The sequence below is a fragment of the Methylobacterium sp. 10 genome (genome assembly GCF_000519085.1).
In the GTDB taxonomy this organism is placed as follows: domain Bacteria; phylum Pseudomonadota; class Alphaproteobacteria; order Rhizobiales; family Beijerinckiaceae; genus Methylobacterium.
In genome coordinates this window covers 4,443,675-4,460,283 of record NZ_KI912577.1, presented here as the reverse complement: position 1 = coordinate 4,460,283, position 16,609 = coordinate 4,443,675, and the positions used below count along the sequence as shown (strand labels likewise).

The following is a 16,609-nucleotide window of genomic DNA, read 5'->3' as shown; positions in this document are numbered from 1 at the left end:
AAGACCATGTCCATGACCGCGCGATTTCGCGTGTTTCCGCTCGCGGCAGCCCTTTGCGCCGCGCTTAGCGTCGCTGCCTGCACCAACGACAAGGATCTCGCCGACGCCTCGGGTTTCGCAGGCGGCGCAAATACACCGGGCAGCGCGCAGGACTTCGTCGTCAACATAGGCGACCGCGTCTTCTTCGAGTCGGATTCGACCGACCTGACGCCCACCGCTACCGCCACGCTCGACAAACAGGCCCAGTGGTTGCAACGCTATCCTCGCTACACGTTCCTGGTCGAGGGCCATGCCGATGAGCGCGGCACCCGCGAATACAATTTCTCGCTTGGCGAACGCCGAGCCCAATCCGTCAAGGACTACCTGTCATCACGCGGCCTCGCCGCTGGACGGATGCGGACGGTCTCTTACGGCAAGGAACGACCGGTCGCCGTGTGCAACGACATCTCATGCTGGTCGCAGAACCGCCGCGCCGTAACCGTCCTCGACCGGGGCGCCGGCTCCTGAGGACGAGGAATAACCTTCACAGTCGTGGTCCTATTTTTGCCGCGCCCCGACACATCTGCTATCGGCGGGGCGCTGCCGATGCCTACTCGTCCGATCCGACCACAGGTGCCGTTTCCCATGCTCCGCCGCCTGCTTTTCGCGTTCACGTTTCTCGCATTCCTCTCTCCCTTGACCGTCGTCGGTCCAGCGGCGGCGCAGGACGCGTCGGAATTCATCGTTCGCCTGAACCGCATCGAGAACCAATCGCGTCAAATGGCGGGCCAGATCGAGACGCTGCAATACGAGAATCGCCAGCTCAAAGAACAGCTTCGCAAGTTCCAGGAGGACGTCGAATACCGGCTGCAGGAAGGCAAGGGCGGCGGTGGAAAACCTGCCGCCCCCCCGTCCGGCACCAATCCCGGCCAATCCAAGCAGCAGAAGCGCAGCGATGCTTTCGACCCGGAGCAGAACCCGGGCCGTCCCGGCGGGCCGATGCAGCTGGGCACGACCGTCCCCTCCGCCGCCATCGCCGCTGCACCGTCGTCACGGGTACCGAGTGTGCCGCCCACGGTGGTCGATGCCGATGACGAAGAGCCGGGCCTGTCGCCTCCGGGCCTAGGCGGCCCCGTCGATCTCACGCCCCCCTCACGTGTGCCCACGACAGGCACGTTGCCAAATCCGCCGCGCCCGATGACCAGCGTGGCTGCAACGACGACGGGGGACGCCCGGGCGGATTACGAGACAGCCTACGGCTACATCGCGGCGCGCCACTATGAACAAGCGGAGATGAGCTTGCGCCAGTTCATACAGTCGCATCCGCGAGACGCCCAAGTGCCGTCGGCAACCTACTGGCTCGGTGAGAGCTACCTTCAGCGCAACCGCAACCGGGAAGCGGCCGAGCAATTTCTGAAGGTCTCCACAGATTACGCGCGCTCACCCCAGGCGCCGGATGCCATGCTGAAGCTCGGAATTTCCCTGAACGCCCTCGGCGCTCGCGAACAGGCCTGTGCGACCCTCGCGGAGCTGGAGCGCAAATTCCCTTCCGCCGCACAGGGTGTCCGCCAGAGCGTGGTCCGCGAGCAGAAACGCGCGCGCTGCACCGCTTGAACGCCGCTCCATCGGGCGACAGGGACGGGATCGACGCGACGCTCGCCGCGGCGCTGAAGCCTTATCTTGAGTCCTGCAGCCTGCTCATCGCCGTCTCCGGCGGACCGGATTCCACCGCATTGATGCATGCATCTGCCCGATTCGGCTCCGTGCAACCGATTCAGGTGGCGACTGTGGATCATCGTCTACGTGCCGAGGGACACACCGAGGCCCTGAGCGTCGGGCTCGTCGCAAAATCGCTTGGTCTAAGCCACCACATCCTGACCTGGGACGGCGACAAGCCGAGCCGCGGTATTCAAGCCGCAGCACGCCACGCGCGCTATAACCTCCTCGCAGAATGCGCGGGCCGGATCGGCGCCGATACCATTCTCACCGGACATACCGCAGACGATCAGGCGGAAACCGTGCTGATGCGGCTCCTGGCCGGAAGCGGTCCGGCGGGTCTCGCGGGCATGCGGCGCGAGCGGGCCCTCGTTCCGGGCCTGCGCCTTGCGAGACCCTTTCTTCATATTTCGAAGGCGGACCTCGTTGCCTACTGCGCAGCCCATGGGCTGGCGCCCGCACACGATCCCTCGAATGTGGATGAGCGCTTCGCACGCGCACGCCTGCGCCGTCTAATGCCCGGCCTCGCGACGGAAGGCCTCAGCTCCGAACGGCTCTGCCGCCTCGCCGTACGCATGGCTCGCGACGAAAAGGCGTTACGCGATACGGCGAGCGCTGCCTTTTCCGCCCTCCGTATCGCCGCCGATGTTGTCGCTCTTGATGCCCGACAACTGGCCGCCCTGCCGGACGCGATCCTCGTCCGTGTGGTCGACCTCGCACTCCGCGAAGCCGGAGGGGGAGGGGCCGCTCGCCTGGAACGTCTGGAACGGCTCGTCTTCGAGGACCTTCAATCAGCCCTCGCCGCTGGCACTCCCATGCGGCGGACACTTCGTGGCGTTCTCATCGACATGAAGGCTGAGGGTATCCTGTCCTTCCGTACAGCCCCCGCGCGGCGGTCTCCGTCTTAGGGGCGCGCTCACCTTTCCCCTGACTGGCTTGCCGCAGGCTGGCCCGATTTACTTGGCAAGGGGGTCGGCACTGCCTACATTGCCGACATGCATCCGCGTGATCCGCCCACCAAGCGCGGAACCGGACGCCCCCAGGGATTGATCGATGAACCCGAACTTCCGCAACTTTGCCTTGTGGGTCGTCATCTTCCTGCTCGTGCTGGCCCTCGTCACCCTGTTCCAAAATCCGGGACATCGCGGCGGCGGCAGCGAGATCGCCTATAGCCAGCTTCTGAACGACGCCGATTCCGGCAAAATCCAGACGGTGGTGATCTCCGGGCAGGACGTGAGTGGTACCTATGTCGGCGGTGGCAACTTCACGTCATACGCGCCCAACGACCCGAACCTGGTGTCGAAGCTGCAGAGCAAGGGCGTGCAAATCACCGCGCGCCCCCCTTCAGACAACACGCCTTGGTTCATCCAACTTCTCGTGAGCTGGTTACCCATTCTCGTCTTCATCGGCGCATGGATCTTCCTGAGCCGCCAGATGCAGTCGGGTGCCGGGCGTGCCATGGGCTTCGGCAAATCCAAGGCCAAGCTTTTGACCGAAGCATCGGGCCGCGTGAGTTTCGACGACGTTGCCGGCGTCGAGGAAGCGAAGGAGGACCTGCAGGAAATCGTGGAGTTCCTGCGCGACCCGCAGAAATTCCAGCGACTGGGCGGTCGCATTCCGCGCGGCGTTCTTCTTGTCGGCCCTCCCGGTACGGGTAAGACGCTCATTGCTCGTGCCGTAGCTGGCGAGGCCAACGTGCCGTTCTTCACCATTTCCGGCTCCGACTTCGTGGAGATGTTCGTCGGTGTCGGCGCGTCGCGTGTGCGCGACATGTTCGAGCAGGCGAAGAAGAACGCACCATGCATCATCTTCATCGACGAGATCGATGCGGTCGGGCGCCATCGCGGTGCCGGCCTCGGCGGCGGCAACGACGAGCGCGAGCAGACCCTCAACCAACTTCTCGTCGAAATGGATGGGTTCGAAGCCAACGAAGGCGTGATCATCATCGCGGCCACCAACCGCCCCGACGTGCTCGATCCCGCCCTGCTGCGTCCGGGCCGCTTCGATCGTCAGATCATGGTGCCAAATCCCGACGTCGTCGGTCGCGAGCGCATCCTGCGTGTCCACGTCCGCAAGGTACCTTTGGCGCCAGATGTCGACCTCAAGGTCATCGCGCGCGGAACCCCAGGCTTCTCCGGCGCCGACCTGATGAACCTCGTCAACGAGTCGGCTTTGCTCGCGGCGCGCCGCGGCAAGCGCATCGTCACGATGCACGAGTTTGAGGATGCCAAGGACAAGGTGATGATGGGCGCCGAGCGGCGCACCCTGGTCATGACCGAGGACGAGAAGCGGCTGACCGCTTACCATGAAGGCGGCCACGCTATCGTCGCTTTCAACGTGCCGGCCACTGATCCCGTCCATAAGGCGACGATCATCCCGCGCGGCCGGGCGCTCGGCATGGTTATGCAGTTGCCGGAACGCGACAAGCTGTCCATGAGCTTCGAGCAGATGACCTCGCGTCTCGCCATCATGATGGGCGGCCGCATCGCCGAGGAGATGACGTTCGGTGCCGACAAGGTGACCTCGGGCGCCCAGTCGGACATAGAGCAGGCGACTCGTCTCGCCCGCATGATGGTTACCCGGTGGGGCTTCTCGCCAGAGCTCGGTACCGTCGCTTACGGTGAGAACAACGACGAGGTATTCCTCGGCATGTCCATGGGCCGTCAGCAGACGGTGTCCGAGGCCACGGCCCAGAAGATCGACGCCGAGGTCCGCCGCCTCGTTGAGACCGGCCTCGAGGAAGCCCGCCGTATCCTCGGTGAGCACAAGGACGATCTTGAAGCGCTGGCACAGGGGCTCCTCGAATACGAGACCCTGTCGGGTGACGAGATCAAGAACCTGATTGCCGGCAAGCCTCCGATCCGTGACGCTGGGGACGGGCCGACTCCGATCCGCGGTTCCTCTGTTCCCTCCGCCGGTCGCGGCCGGCCGCGGGATAACGAGGGTGGACTGGAGCCTCAACCGCAGGCGTGACGCGAGCGTGGATGTCCTTGAGGATAGTGGAGCGGCGAGGGAGACCTCGCCGCTTTTCTTTCAATTGCCAAAGGCCAATTTGAATAGCTTCGCGGATTGAACCTACGACGAGGCTCGGGTTGGCCGCGCCATAGTTGCGTTGAGGGCTTCCACTAACGACGGCCGAGCTCGTAATCTCTACCCGGCCTTCGATCCGCTGGCCTATTCGTTCGTTACCTTCATGCCGCTCTTCGATGTCGCCACGGACTGGTTCTGGCGTGCGAACGCGGCGACCTGGCGGGAGCCTCTATTGTTTCAGTAGCGCTGGGCAGCTTGAAGGCGCAGTCCTCGTCTCGCTGATCATCATCGGCTTCACCAACCTCCCCACCTGCGACGAAGCTTGACCGAGCCCGGGTCCGGCACCATTCGTTTGCCATGCTTCGATACCATTCAGCGAGGCGAAATCGCCTATGGTGGGCCGTGACGATCGGGATTGAAGAACGTGCGTAAGTATTTCGGCACAGACGGCATCCGTGGCCGCGCCAACGGGGTAATCACGCCCGAACTCGCCCTTAAGGTGGGCCAAGCGGCAGGATTGGTGTTCCAGCGGGGCGATCACCGCCACAGGGTGGTGATCGGCAAGGACACCCGCCTGTCCGGTTACATGATCGAGACAGCCCTCGTCGCGGGCTTCACCTCTGTCGGCATGGACGTGATGCTGCTCGGCCCTATGCCGACGCCGGCGGTGGCCATGCTCACCCCCTCCATGCGCGCCGATCTGGGAGTGATGATCTCCGCCTCGCACAATCCGTTCGAGGATAACGGTATCAAGCTGTTCGGACCCGACGGGTTCAAACTCAACGACGACGTCGAGCGCGAGATCGAAGCGTTGATCGACGGCGAGTTGCACAAGAAACTCGCCGGATCTCGCGCGCTTGGCCGCGCCAAGCGGATCGAGAGCGTGCATGCCCGCTATATCGAATTCGCCAAGCGTACGCTGCCGCGCAACGTGACGCTCGACGGTTTGCGCGTGGTGGTCGATTGCGCCAATGGCGCGGCCTACCGCGTCGCGCCTGAAACCCTGTGGGAGCTCGGCGCTGAGGTTATCGCCATCGGCGTCGACCCCGATGGTTTCAATATCAATCACGATGTTGGCTCGACGGCACCGGCGGCCCTTGCTGCCAAGGTGAGGGAATTACGGGCCGATATCGGCATCGCCCTCGACGGCGACGCGGACCGCGTTCTGATCGTCGACGAGAAGGGCCAGTCGGTGGATGGCGACCAGTTGATGGCTGCCGTGGCACGGTCCTGGAAAGACGACGACCGGCTAACTCAGCCGGGCATCGTCGCGACAATCATGTCCAATCTCGGCCTAGAGCGGTTCCTCGGCGGAATCGGCCTCGGCCTCGCCCGCACCGCGGTCGGCGATCGCTACGTCCTCGAGCATATGCGCGAGCACGGCTACAATCTCGGCGGAGAACAGTCGGGTCACATCATCATGTCGGATTACGCCACCACGGGGGACGGTCTCGTGGCAGCGCTCCAGTTGCTCAGCGTGGTGAAGCGCCAGGAGCGTCCGGTGAGCGAGGTCTGCCATTGCTTCGACCCGCTGCCGCAGATCCTCAAGAACGTGCGCTACCGCTCCGGCGCACCGCTGCAGCAGGATGCAGTGGTCACCGCCATCGCCCATGGCCGCGAGCGTCTCGGCGAGACCGGCCGTGTCGTCATCCGGCCCTCTGGCACCGAGCCGGTCATCCGCGTGATGGCGGAGGGCGATGACCGAAGCCTCGTTACGGAAGTCGTGGACGACATCGTTGACGCCGTCACCAAGGCCGCGGCCTAATCTCGCAACGCGTCCGGCGCGAGGCAGCGCCATGCCGTGAGGAGGGCGCTCCTGAGCGTCTCCTCATCAGCCCCATCGAGCGACAGGCTGGTCCAGCCACGCCGTCCCCAGGCGCCGGGGACGGGCTCGTACAGGTCTGGCTCGGCCTCGACCACGAGTGCCTGATGCTCGGCGGGAAACCTCAGGACGACGCGCTCTTCGTCGACCCAGAGGGTCGCGAAGATCCGCCTGCCCATGCGGAAATCCGCATGGCCCATATGAGCGCCTTCCTCCACCCCAGGAAGCATCAGCGCCAAGGCGCGCACATCTTCAGGACGCATCGATCATTCCACCTCATTACTCGCGACAACCACTGAAGCTTGGCGCGAATGCAGGTCCCGCGACAGCCCGATGGCCACTGCAAGTTCCAGTAAGGTTCTGGACGTCTAATGGTTCGGAAAGGCTAACGTTTAACGTTAAGCGCGATTTAACTCATCCCACAGATGATGGGATCGTCATCCAGGCTCGTGCTCCCACACGTCCGCCGAACGATCGAGTTGAAGGATCCATTATGCGCCGTTCCAAGCTTTCCGCCTTGGCGCGCTCGATCACGCTCCTTGCGAGCGTGGGAGCGCCATGCCTTGCGCAGGCCGCCGACCTGCTCCCCACTCTGCCACCAGAGCCGCTGCCCCCGCCCATCGAGATCGGCGGCGCATGGTATCTGCGCGGCGACGCCGGTGCCGGCATTCTGGGCGAAGGGCACACCGTCGCCAAGGACGTAACGACCCCTCCGATCCCGTACAATTACAATGTCCTGAAGGATTATTTAGGCAACCAAGCCTTTGTAGGCGCGGGTATCGGTTATCAGGCCAATTCCTGGCTCCGCTTTGATTTTACTGGTGAGTACCGCTCAGAAGCAAAATGGATCTTCTATGCGGCCGAAAAGCCGAGCGGAGGCATCAACCGTACATCCGGGAAGTTCTCGTCGGTGGTTGGTATGGCCAACGGCTACGTCGATCTCGGCACCTATTACGGCGTCACCCCGTTCGTCGGCGCGGGTGTCGGCTTTGCTCACCACATGTTCGGCGGCGTGACCGACAACGGCCAAGGCTTGTATCAGGGTGGGTATGGCGTGGGCCCGGAGAAACAGAAGCTCAGCTTTGCCTGGGCGGCCCATGCCGGCCTCGGCTATTCCATCACGCCGAACGTGAAACTCGAACTGGCTTACCGCTATCTCAACATGGGCTCGGCGCAAACCGGCACGGTCACGTGCGAGGCACCGCCCTTCTGCAAGACGGATTACCACCTCAAGGACATTGCCTCGCATGACGTAAAGGTCGGCTTGCGCTGGATTCTTGGCGGTGTCGTTGCGCCGGTGGTCGAGTATCAGCCGATGCCGGAACCGATCGTCCGCAAGTACTGAAATTTCCTCAACGATACCGGGAAAACGGCGCGGATTGGTATCCGCGCCGTTTTTGTTCGGCCAGATGCGGCGATCAGGTTAACGACACCGCGTTTTATCTTTTCCCGGCCCAGGGACCGTTAGGGTTAAGACGATCATAACCTTTTAATTTCATCATCTTGGTCGGTCGACCCCCTCGCCGGCATGCATCCGTATCATGCGCTTTCCGGCCGATGCCTCCGTGAGGACCATGATGACTCCGCCCTGCACATCCCGCTCCGCAGCCGTCGCTGTGATCCTCACCGGACTGGCGATCGGCACTGCCGCGCCGACCCTCGCCGCGGACCTCCTGCCACCTCCGCCAGCTCCCGCCCCGGTTCAGATCGGCAGCGGTTGGTACCTACGCGCCGATTTCACCGAGAGCTATTTCGATCACCCCAAGGACGCGACGCTGGTCGAACCGGGCACGCCGGCGCTCGTGCGCTTGCGCCTGAGCCATCAACCTAGCTATGGCGGCGGCATCGGCTACCGCTTCAACAACTGGCTGCGCATGGACGCCACCATCGACCAGCGCCTGCCAAGCCGCTTCAGCACCTACTCGTCCGGATCAAACTTCGCGAACGGATACAATATCGAAGCCGGAAAGCTCGACGTGCTGACGGCTCTCGTGAACGTCTATGCGGATCTTGGCACTTGGTGGGGTCTGACCCCTTACATCGGCGGTGGCATCGGTATCGCTCAGAAGGACTTCCGCAACGCCTACACCCAGACGACCTGCACCGTTCCCGTGCTCTGTGACGGAAGCCCCGTGGTCGGTCCTCGCCCTGCCGCCGCGCGTCGCAACGGTTCGGTCACATCACTGGCCTGGGCGCTGACTGGAGGCGTCTCCTACGAGATCGGCGCGGGTTTCGCGATCGATGCGAATTACCGTTACGTCAATCTCGGCCGCGCCAAGACAGGCCTCGACGATTTTGGGTTCGGGACCCGCCTGAAGGATATCTCGGCCAATGAGGTTCGCGTGGGTCTGCGCTACAGCTTCGCCGGCGGCGCTGCTGCCTTTGGAGGAAACGGTTACGGCGGCGGTAATCCCTACGAGTAGGCGGGACGCCTGGCACGCGGTGACTTTCGGCTGACTTCAGACACTCCAAGCCCGCCCGGCCATGCCGTGCGGGCTTTTTCGTCGTGCGATCGCGAAAATCGAACTCAGCGTTATCCATCAGGCCTAAATGCAACGGACCATTAAGGTTACTCAATTAACAATGTTGCAAGGTTCGGAAAGAACAGTCGGGCTGCAGCCCTGAGGATGACCTTGATGCGTACCGTCACCCTTGCACTCCTCACCGGCGTGGCTCTCAGCTGGGTTCCAGCCGCCCACGCCGCCGATCTCGACTATGGCGTGCTGCGCGGCCCGGATTACGAGCCTGCTTCCGCCGAAATCGATTGGAACGGTGGATACTTCGGTGCGCATGCTGGCTATACGACCACATCGATCAATTTTGGCCCGTCCGGACAATCGGATCTCGCGCAAATTCTTCGTAGTACGACAGTCGAGAGCGAGTATCGCATCTCGGGAACAAATACCCTGAAGCCTGCTCGCCCCCACGATGTCGGATTCGGAGGCCTTGCCGGCTATAACTACCAATTCGACGAGGCCGTCATTGGCCTTGAGGTCGATTATACCAGCGTCAACCAGAAAGGCCGATCCGAGGACAGCCTCACTCGGCGCGTGATGCTCAGCAACGGAACCTACGATATCTACAGGATTTCCACCGCCGCGCATGCCGACCTCAAGGATTATGCCACGATACGCATGCGAGCGGGTTATCCGATGGGGGCATTTCTGCCCTTCGTGACAGCTGGCTTGGCGATAGGGCGGGCCGTGGTCGGCAACGACGTGAGCATCGATCTCAGAGAATATTCAGACGTCAATCGGACGAATCTCATCGGCGGCCTGAGCGAAAACGGCGGCACCGTAAAAGAAAAATACAGCCTCGGATATGCGCTCGGGATCGGCGGCGATTACCTGCTTACCCAAAACATATTTGTGCGCGGCGAATACCAATATCTTCAGTTTGCAAAATTTGGAGACGTGAAGGTGAACGTTAACACGGTCCGTGGCGCGGTTGGCATCAAGTTCTGAGTATTTCTGGAGTTTGAAGACGGCCCAAGACACTCGAACACATGTCCGGTCGCCCGCTCTGAAGGGTTGCGCCATGCTCCGATATATGATCGCTGCCGGCATCGCGGCTATCCCGCTGATCTCCGGGCCGAATGCCGAGGCAGGAGGCCGACGGAGCTGCATCCAAGTCGGATACGGTTACCCCCTGGACGTTCATCGCCTTCGTAACTTGCTGTCGCCGCAGATTCCTTATCGCGACCATTGCTACCGGCCAGCGCCGCGCATGACGCGGACCATCTACGAGCCGCCGCTCGCCGTGGGGATCGTTCCCACACACAACCCCAACGCACCGGTCTATAACGAACCTCCGCCCGGCTTCTCGCACGATTGACCGACGTCAGCTTTCGAGCTCGCTGTCCCAGTACAGGTAGTCCAGCCAGCTGTGATGGTATTCGCGGTGGTCAAATTCCGGCTGGCGGCGATGGAGTTCGTGCCGCGTCGGCCGGTGGGGTTCGTGCAGGAGCGGCATCTCCGCTTCCGCCGGAGTACGGTTCGCCTTGCGGAGGTTGCAGGGTGAGCAGGCGGCGACGACATTCTCCCAACTCGATAATCCACCGCGTGAACGCGGGATGACGTGGTCGAAGGTCAGCCCACCCGAGGGCATCCGCAGGCCGCAATACTGACAGGAAAACGTATCGCGGAGGTAGATGTTGTAGCGGGTGAAGGCCGGACTGCGCGCCAGGGTCACGTAATTCTTGAGGGCGACCACACTCGGCACGCGCAGGGCACGGCTCGGGGAGCGGGCCTCGACGTCGTAGCTGGCCACCAGTGTGACCCTGTCGAGGAAGAGGGCGGTGAAAGCGTCCTTCCATGACCATAGCGAGAGCGGATTATATGAAAGCGGCCGGTAATCCGCATTGAGGACGAGCGTTTGGAGATCCAGCATGGCGCTACTCTCTTGACGGATCGACAGGGGGACGACGCAGCCCGTTTCGGCGCAGCATCGTCCCCGGATGATGAAAGATCGGCGGTCCCGGCAGTTCGGTCCTCGGCATCGGGCGACTGGACCGTGGTCGACTGTCCGGCACAGTAGGCGAAGAGAACTGGTGATCGGGCAGGGTGGACCGGCCTGGGCTTAGCCAAAAGCGGTCGCATCGGGCGGGAACGCCCGGTTTGTGGCGAGGCACATCGACATGGACGGCCAACGCCACCTCCTCGCGTCGATACGAAAAGGCTCTGCCCATTGCGCGTTAGTCTAATATCACCATGACACGCTTGTGAAGGTTGCTCGGAGGATCCGCGACGTCGCGGCCCACAATCTTTCGGGAGGACCGGGCGAATGATGCGCCTGCAGCACCCTTTCGCCCCATTGATCGGCCATCCGACAATCCGACTCTGGACCCTATGCTGCCGACGGCGCGATTTAGCTCCCCTGGAGACCACGGCTCTTGCCGGAGAGGGAGCCAGGAGCGACCGGCCCGCCGCAAAGGGTCCGCGTGCCGGCGCCGGAGGGGCGGGCGACGAAGCCGACGAAAGGAACGACATGGAACTGGGATTTTCGAAAGGCAGAATGCGACATGCAGCACTCCTTGCCGCGTGGATGGGCGCTTCCCTTCTGAATCCTGTTCCCGTCGTGGCTCAGGCGGCGCCCACCGCCCCAGCGCAGACGGAGCCGGCAAAACCGGCACCCGCCGCTGGCGTCCCCACTCCGGCGGCGAAGCCGCTCGTGCCGAAACCAGCGGTGTCGGAGGCCATCAAGAATGTCCGCGATCGACTCGACGAGGCGAAGGCCAATCTCGACGAGCGCGAGAAGCTGCTCGCCGGCCGCAACGTCGATCCCGCAAACTTGCTCAAGGCACGCGAGGGGCTCGATGCCATCGCCGACCGGATTCGTCAGATCATCGACGCCACCACCCCCCGCCTCGAAGCGGCCCGCGAGCGCCTGACGCAGCTCGGCCCGAAACCCAAAGAGGGCGAGGAAGGCGAGGACGTCGCCAAGGAGCGCGCCGAGCGCGAGCACGCGGTAGCCGAAATCGACGAGACGCAGAGACTGGCTAAATCGCTTCTGGTCCAGAGCGATCAGATCATCGACCAGATCACGAACAAGCGCAGGGCAGCCTTCACCCGCGGATTGTTCGAGCGCTCGTCGGCGCTGGTAAACCCCGATCTCTGGATGCGCATCGCCGACGATGTCCCGCGCGACATCCGGGCGCTACAGGCCGCCGTAAGCGACATCGCCGGTCTGTTCGGCCGCAACGGATCGATCTGGAACCTTCTCCTGCTCGGGGTCGCGCTGGGCATCTCCGTGGCGCTGTATTTCGGTCGTCGGAACATCGCACCGCGCCTGGGGCGACGCAGCCAGAGCGTGGTCGACCCGACCCAGCGCATGAAGTTGATGGCGGCCTGGCGTGTGTTCCTCCTCGGCACCGTGCCGGCCGTGGTTGGAAGCTACGCGGTCTATTACGCCCTCGATTCCACGGATCTGCTACCCCAGCGGCTCATGCCAGTGGCAGGGGCCATCCTCGGCGGCCTCGCTTTTATCGCCTTCGTCGAAGCCCTGTGCGATGCGCTGCTGTCCCCGGAAAAGCCGTCCTGGCGCCCGGCACCGCTCAGCGATTCCACCGCCTCACGGTTGACGCGGCTCGCCGTCGGCATCGCCACGGTGATCACGGTGGTGAAGTCCATCGAGGCGCTCAACTCCGGCATCTACGCCGCGCTTTCGATCTCCATCGCCACCCGTGGCATCGGCGCGCTCGCCACCATTCTGATCCTCGCCATCGGCCTGCATCGCTTCGCCGATACGGCGGACAAGGAGGAGGCCTGTTTCGGTCCCTACGTGGCGCCGGAATCCACCACCACGATCGGCGGGCCGGCGCGACTCCTCGGATGGGCCGCCGTCATCGTCATCGGCATCGCGCCGCTCGTCGGCTATGTCGCTTTCGCCGCCTTCCTGATCGACCAGTTGGTCTGGACGGCCTGCCTGATCGCACTGCTCTACCTGCTCATCTCCAGCGCTGACACGTTCATCGGTGGCACGCTGAAGGACGAGACCCGCTTCGCCACAGCACTCCAGGCCAATACCGGCCTGCGCAAGCGCTCAATCAACCAGATCGCCGTGCTCTCCACCGGCCTCGCCCGCGTGGTTCTGATCCTGGTGGCCGCCCTGTTGGCACTGGCGCCCTGGGGGCTCGATTCCACCGACGTGTTCACCTCCGTGCGCAGCGCCTTCTTCGGCTTCAAGGTCGGAGATGTGACGATCTCGCTCTCCACCATCGCCTATGCGGTGGGGCTTCTCGTGATCGGCGTGGTCATCACCCGCGCCATCCAGCGCTGGCTGGAACAGACCTACCTGCCGGCCACCGATCTCGACGCGGGTCTTCGCAACTCCATCTCCACCATCACCGGCTATTGCGGCTTCCTGATCGCCCTCGCACTGGCCTTCTCCTATCTCGGCCTCAGTCTCGAAAAGTTGACCATTGTCGCCGGTGCACTCTCCGTCGGTATCGGTTTTGGCCTTCAATCCATCGTCAACAACTTCGTCTCGGGTCTGCTGCTGCTGTGGGAGCGCCCGATCCGCGTCGGTGACCAGGTGCTCATCGGCGACAGCGAGGGCATCGTGAAGCGCATCTCCGTGCGTTCCACCGAGATCCAGACCTTCGACCGTTCAGCGGTGATCGTGCCCAACTCGAATCTTATTTCGGGCATCGTGAAGAACAGGGTGCGCGGCGACCGCACTGGCCGGGTCACCATCACCGTCAACGTCCTGCGCAACCAGGATCCGGTCCGTGCCGCCGAGATGCTGGTGGCCTGCGCCGTCGCCCATCCGGACGTGCTGAAGGAGCCGGCGCCGCGGGTGGTGTTCCGCAAGATCGGCGATCCTTTCCTCGAGTTCGAACTGATCGCAATGATCGTCGATGTCAGCATGGGCTTGAAGGTCACGAGCGACCTGAACTTTTCCGTGTTTCAGGCCTTGTCCGGCGCAGGGTTCATTCCGGCCCTCGGCCCCGGATCGAGCGTCGTCACCGTCCAAGGCCTGGAGCCGGTCCAGACTGCGCTCGGGCAGATCGCGGGCGTGTTCGCGCAGAACCGGAGCCAGATTCGGCCGGCCCAGGCGGAGGAAGTCGATGATCGGCAGGCCAGCCCCTCCGCGAACGAGGAAGCCGAGCCGATGCGCTCGGCAACGCCCCGTGAACCGAACCGGCTTAGGAGCCCTGTGGAGGTGTCGTAGACCGACATGACCGACGACGAAGGCGAGGCGGGAACGATGACGATGGGATTCCGGGTGTTCGGCCTCGCACTCGTGGGCGGCCTCGCTCTGTCAGGCTGCGCCAGGGAGGCGCCGACGACCGGTGCGCTTCCGAGTCTGTACTGGCCGATGACCACGTCGGGCGCGTCCGTCGATTCCGCCACCGCGCGCGACATGATCTCGGCCTATCGTGCGCGCAGTGGCGGCACTCCGTTGCAGATAGACCCAGACTTGCAGCGTCTCGCCGAGGCTGAGGCGGCGGCAATGGCGGCAGCCGACAAGCCGAGTCAGGCCCAGACGGTGAAGATCGCGGTGCAACGCCTTGGCTATGCGGGCGCGCAGGTCAATCTCTCCGCCGGCTACCACACCCTGGCAGAGGCCTTCTCGGGGTGGCGCGACAGCCCGGCTCATAACGCCGTCATGCTGGCGCCCCGTGCCACCCGCATGGGCATCGCCACGGCCTACGCGCCTCATTCGAAGTACAAGGTCTATTGGGCGCTGCTGGTCGCAGAGTGAGCTTGCGTGCCACTCTCAGGGTAGCTTCATCGAACGCGGCGTCGGTGCCTGCTCGCTCATGAGGGTCACGGTCACGCGGCGATTCGATGAGAGATACGGATTGTCCGGGAATAATGGTTCGGTGTCCGCCTTGCCGGAGACCGAAGCGAAGCGATCATCGGGCACACCGGCACCGGCGAGGATCTCTCTCACGCTGATCGCTCGGTTGGCCGAGAGTTCCCAGGGCGGAGCAGGCGGGCGTGTACCGGGCCTGTCGGTCGCGGTGTAGCCCGTCACCGCGATACGGTTGGGCAATTGGCGGATGACGGGAGCGAGCTTCTCCAGGAGACGCCGCGTCCGGTCGTTCGGGCGGCTCGACCCGTTCGGGAACATCGTGCTGCCGTCCTGATCGACCAGGGAGAGGTCGAGACCTTTCTGCGTCGGGGTGACGATGACGTTCTTCGACAGCTCCGCGATCTCGGGCATGTCTTGCATCGCCTGACGCAGGCTCGCGGCGGCCAGACCGAACGCTTCTGGGTAGCCGCTGTCTGGGGTACCCTCCGTAGCGCTCGCTTCGAGGTCCGGCGGGTTAGGCCGATCGGTGGCCTGTTCGGGCGGGATGTCGCGGCGATTCTTGATATGCCCAGGCGCCGGAAGTCCGTTCACTTCGATGATTCCTGCGAAGCGCGATTCCTTATTGACGCCGAACGCGTCGCGCATGGAGCCGGCCACAGCCTGCATCTTCTTCTGGTCCTGGGTGGAATATGCGGCGATCATCACGAAGAAGCTCATGAGTAGCGCCATCAGATCGGCGAAGGTCACGAACCAACCGTGACCGCCATGGCCCCCGCGCTTCTTCCTGGCCACGGCCGGTTACCCTCTTTCCGTTAAGCCGCTTCCGCCGCGAGTTCGTCGCGGTGGTTGTGCGGCAGGTAGGCGATCAGCATCTCGCGCACGAGGGATGAACTCTTCGAGTCGCGGATGAGGAGAATGCCGTCGATGATCAGCGAGCGCGACACGTCCTCCTCCTCCAGCTTCACATGCAGCTTGTCGGCGAGTGGCAGCGCAATCGCGTTGGAGATCAGCGCGCCGTACAGAGTGGCCAGGAGAGCGGTCGCCATGGCGGGACCGAGCTTCGAAGGGTCCGACATATTGGCGAACATCGTCACCATGCCGAGGATGGTGCCGATCATGCCCCAGGCCGGAGCACAATCTCCGAAAGCGCGATAGATCTTCGAGCCTTCGTCGAGATGCATCAAGAAGTTGTCACGGTCGCGCTCCATCGTGTCGCGGATAAATTCGCGATCGTACCCATCCGCGATGTAGCGGGCGCCCTGGGCCAGGAAGGGATCCGAGATCTCCATGTTCTCGAGAGCCATCGGACCGGACTTACGCACCACATCGGCGATCTTGGTGATCTCTTCGATGAGTTCGCGCGGCCGGATCGCCCGCATGGTGAAGGCATAGCGCAGGCCCATCGGCAAGCCGTGCATCATCGTCGAAAAAGGGAAGCGCATCATCGTCGCCGCGGTGGAACCGCCGAAGATGACAATGACCGCGTGCTTGTCGAAAAAGGCGGCGAAGTTGCCGCCATCGATCATGATCAGGGTGAAGACGACACCGAAGCCGCCCAGAAGCCCGATACCGGTTGCGAGATCCATGGTGAACCCTGGTCGACTTGCCCAGCACCACGGAACAGGATCCGAGCGGAAAGCGACCCGCTCAGACTTATGCAGACGCGCTGAACGAACCGTAAAGGATAACGGTCCGCCTCTGTCATTCCCGTCATTCCCCGTTCAGGCTCCGCTCGTCATAAGCCGATCACGCCAAAGGGTTTGAGAGCTTTCCGAGACGGAAGCCGACCCCTGGGGAAAAGGT

The 16,609-nt window shown here is 63.4% G+C and carries 15 protein-coding genes; 10 read left to right on the top strand and 5 right to left on the bottom strand.

Annotation, left to right across the window (positions count from 1 at the left end; all coding sequences use genetic code 11):
• The first annotated feature begins 6 nt into the window (after positions 1–6).
• The 5 genes from pal to glmM all read left to right on the top strand — a co-directional run bounded on the left by pal (position 7) and on the right by glmM (position 6,490).
• Entirely contained in the window at positions 7–507 is a 501-nt protein-coding gene (gene pal / locus K368_RS0120955; protein WP_018043035.1) for a peptidoglycan-associated lipoprotein Pal, read from the top strand.
• Between the two features lie 117 nt (positions 508–624).
• Positions 625–1,593 (top strand): tol-pal system protein YbgF, encoded by a 969-nt coding sequence (gene ybgF / locus K368_RS0120950; RefSeq protein WP_027174056.1) that lies wholly within the window; start codon positions 625–627, stop codon positions 1,591–1,593.
• Positions 1,590–2,603 carry a tRNA lysidine(34) synthetase TilS gene (tilS, locus tag K368_RS0120945; RefSeq protein ID WP_027174055.1) on the top strand — a complete coding sequence of 338 codons (1,014 nt, stop codon included), beginning with the start codon at positions 1,590–1,592 and terminating at the stop codon, positions 2,601–2,603. Before ybgF ends, tilS begins: the two co-directional genes overlap by 4 nt.
• Positions 2,604–2,748: 145 nt before the next feature.
• Positions 2,749–4,668 carry an ATP-dependent zinc metalloprotease FtsH gene (ftsH, locus tag K368_RS0120940; protein WP_027174054.1) on the top strand — a complete coding sequence of 640 codons (1,920 nt, stop codon included), beginning with the start codon at positions 2,749–2,751 and terminating at the stop codon, positions 4,666–4,668.
• 481 nt (positions 4,669–5,149) lie between these two features.
• A complete protein-coding gene (glmM, locus tag K368_RS0120935) occupies positions 5,150–6,490 on the top strand; it encodes a phosphoglucosamine mutase (protein ID WP_027174053.1) in 1,341 nt (446 codons plus the stop codon).
• Here glmM and K368_RS0120930 read toward each other — a convergent pair.
• Positions 6,487–6,810, bottom strand: coding sequence for an MmcQ/YjbR family DNA-binding protein (locus tag K368_RS0120930; RefSeq protein WP_027174052.1), 324 nt, complete (start codon positions 6,808–6,810; stop codon positions 6,487–6,489). The two genes, glmM and K368_RS0120930, sit on opposite strands and share 4 nt — an antisense overlap.
• A gap of 230 nt (positions 6,811–7,040) precedes the next feature.
• Between K368_RS0120930 and K368_RS0120925 the strand changes: the two genes are divergently transcribed.
• The 3 genes from K368_RS0120925 (at position 7,041) to K368_RS0120915 (ending at position 10,011) form a co-directional block, all read left to right on the top strand.
• Complete coding sequence (locus tag K368_RS0120925; protein WP_036266565.1) at positions 7,041–7,892, top strand: outer membrane beta-barrel protein; 852 nt, start codon at positions 7,041–7,043, stop codon at positions 7,890–7,892.
• 229 nt (positions 7,893–8,121) lie between these two features.
• The gene (locus K368_RS0120920; RefSeq protein WP_027174051.1) at positions 8,122–8,970 is read left to right on the top strand and encodes an outer membrane beta-barrel protein; all 849 of its coding nucleotides are present in this window, start codon (positions 8,122–8,124) and stop codon (positions 8,968–8,970) included.
• Between the two features lie 213 nt (positions 8,971–9,183).
• A complete protein-coding gene (locus K368_RS0120915) occupies positions 9,184–10,011 on the top strand; it encodes an outer membrane beta-barrel protein (RefSeq protein ID WP_027174050.1) in 828 nt (275 codons plus the stop codon).
• 376 nt (positions 10,012–10,387) lie between these two features.
• Here K368_RS0120915 and K368_RS0120905 read toward each other — a convergent pair whose 3' ends face one another.
• Entirely contained in the window at positions 10,388–10,936 is a 549-nt protein-coding gene (locus tag K368_RS0120905) for an HNH endonuclease (protein ID WP_027174048.1), read from the bottom strand.
• A 477-nt stretch (positions 10,937–11,413) separates the two neighbouring features.
• Positions 11,414–11,569, bottom strand: coding sequence for a hypothetical protein (locus K368_RS26890; protein ID WP_155935260.1), 156 nt, complete (start codon positions 11,567–11,569; stop codon positions 11,414–11,416).
• A gap of 162 nt (positions 11,570–11,731) precedes the next feature.
• Between K368_RS26890 and K368_RS0120900 the strand changes: the two genes are divergently transcribed.
• Positions 11,732–14,218, top strand: a complete 2,487-nt coding sequence (locus K368_RS0120900; protein WP_036266564.1) for a DUF3772 domain-containing protein — start codon at positions 11,732–11,734, stop codon at positions 14,216–14,218.
• Between the two features lie 36 nt (positions 14,219–14,254).
• A complete protein-coding gene (locus tag K368_RS0120895) occupies positions 14,255–14,752 on the top strand; it encodes a CAP domain-containing protein (protein ID WP_081739711.1) in 498 nt (165 codons plus the stop codon).
• 15 nt (positions 14,753–14,767) lie between these two features.
• Here the strand turns inward: K368_RS0120895 and K368_RS0120890 are convergent, their stop codons facing one another.
• Together K368_RS0120890 and K368_RS0120885 are read right to left on the bottom strand one after the other, a co-directional pair.
• Positions 14,768–15,598: a flagellar motor protein MotB gene (locus K368_RS0120890; RefSeq protein ID WP_027174045.1), complete on the bottom strand. Its 831-nt coding sequence runs from the start codon at positions 15,596–15,598 to the stop codon at positions 14,768–14,770.
• A gap of 20 nt (positions 15,599–15,618) precedes the next feature.
• Positions 15,619–16,392 carry a MotA/TolQ/ExbB proton channel family protein gene (locus K368_RS0120885; protein WP_027174044.1) on the bottom strand — a complete coding sequence of 258 codons (774 nt, stop codon included), beginning with the start codon at positions 16,390–16,392 and terminating at the stop codon, positions 15,619–15,621.
• Between the last annotated feature and the right edge of the window lie 217 nt (positions 16,393–16,609).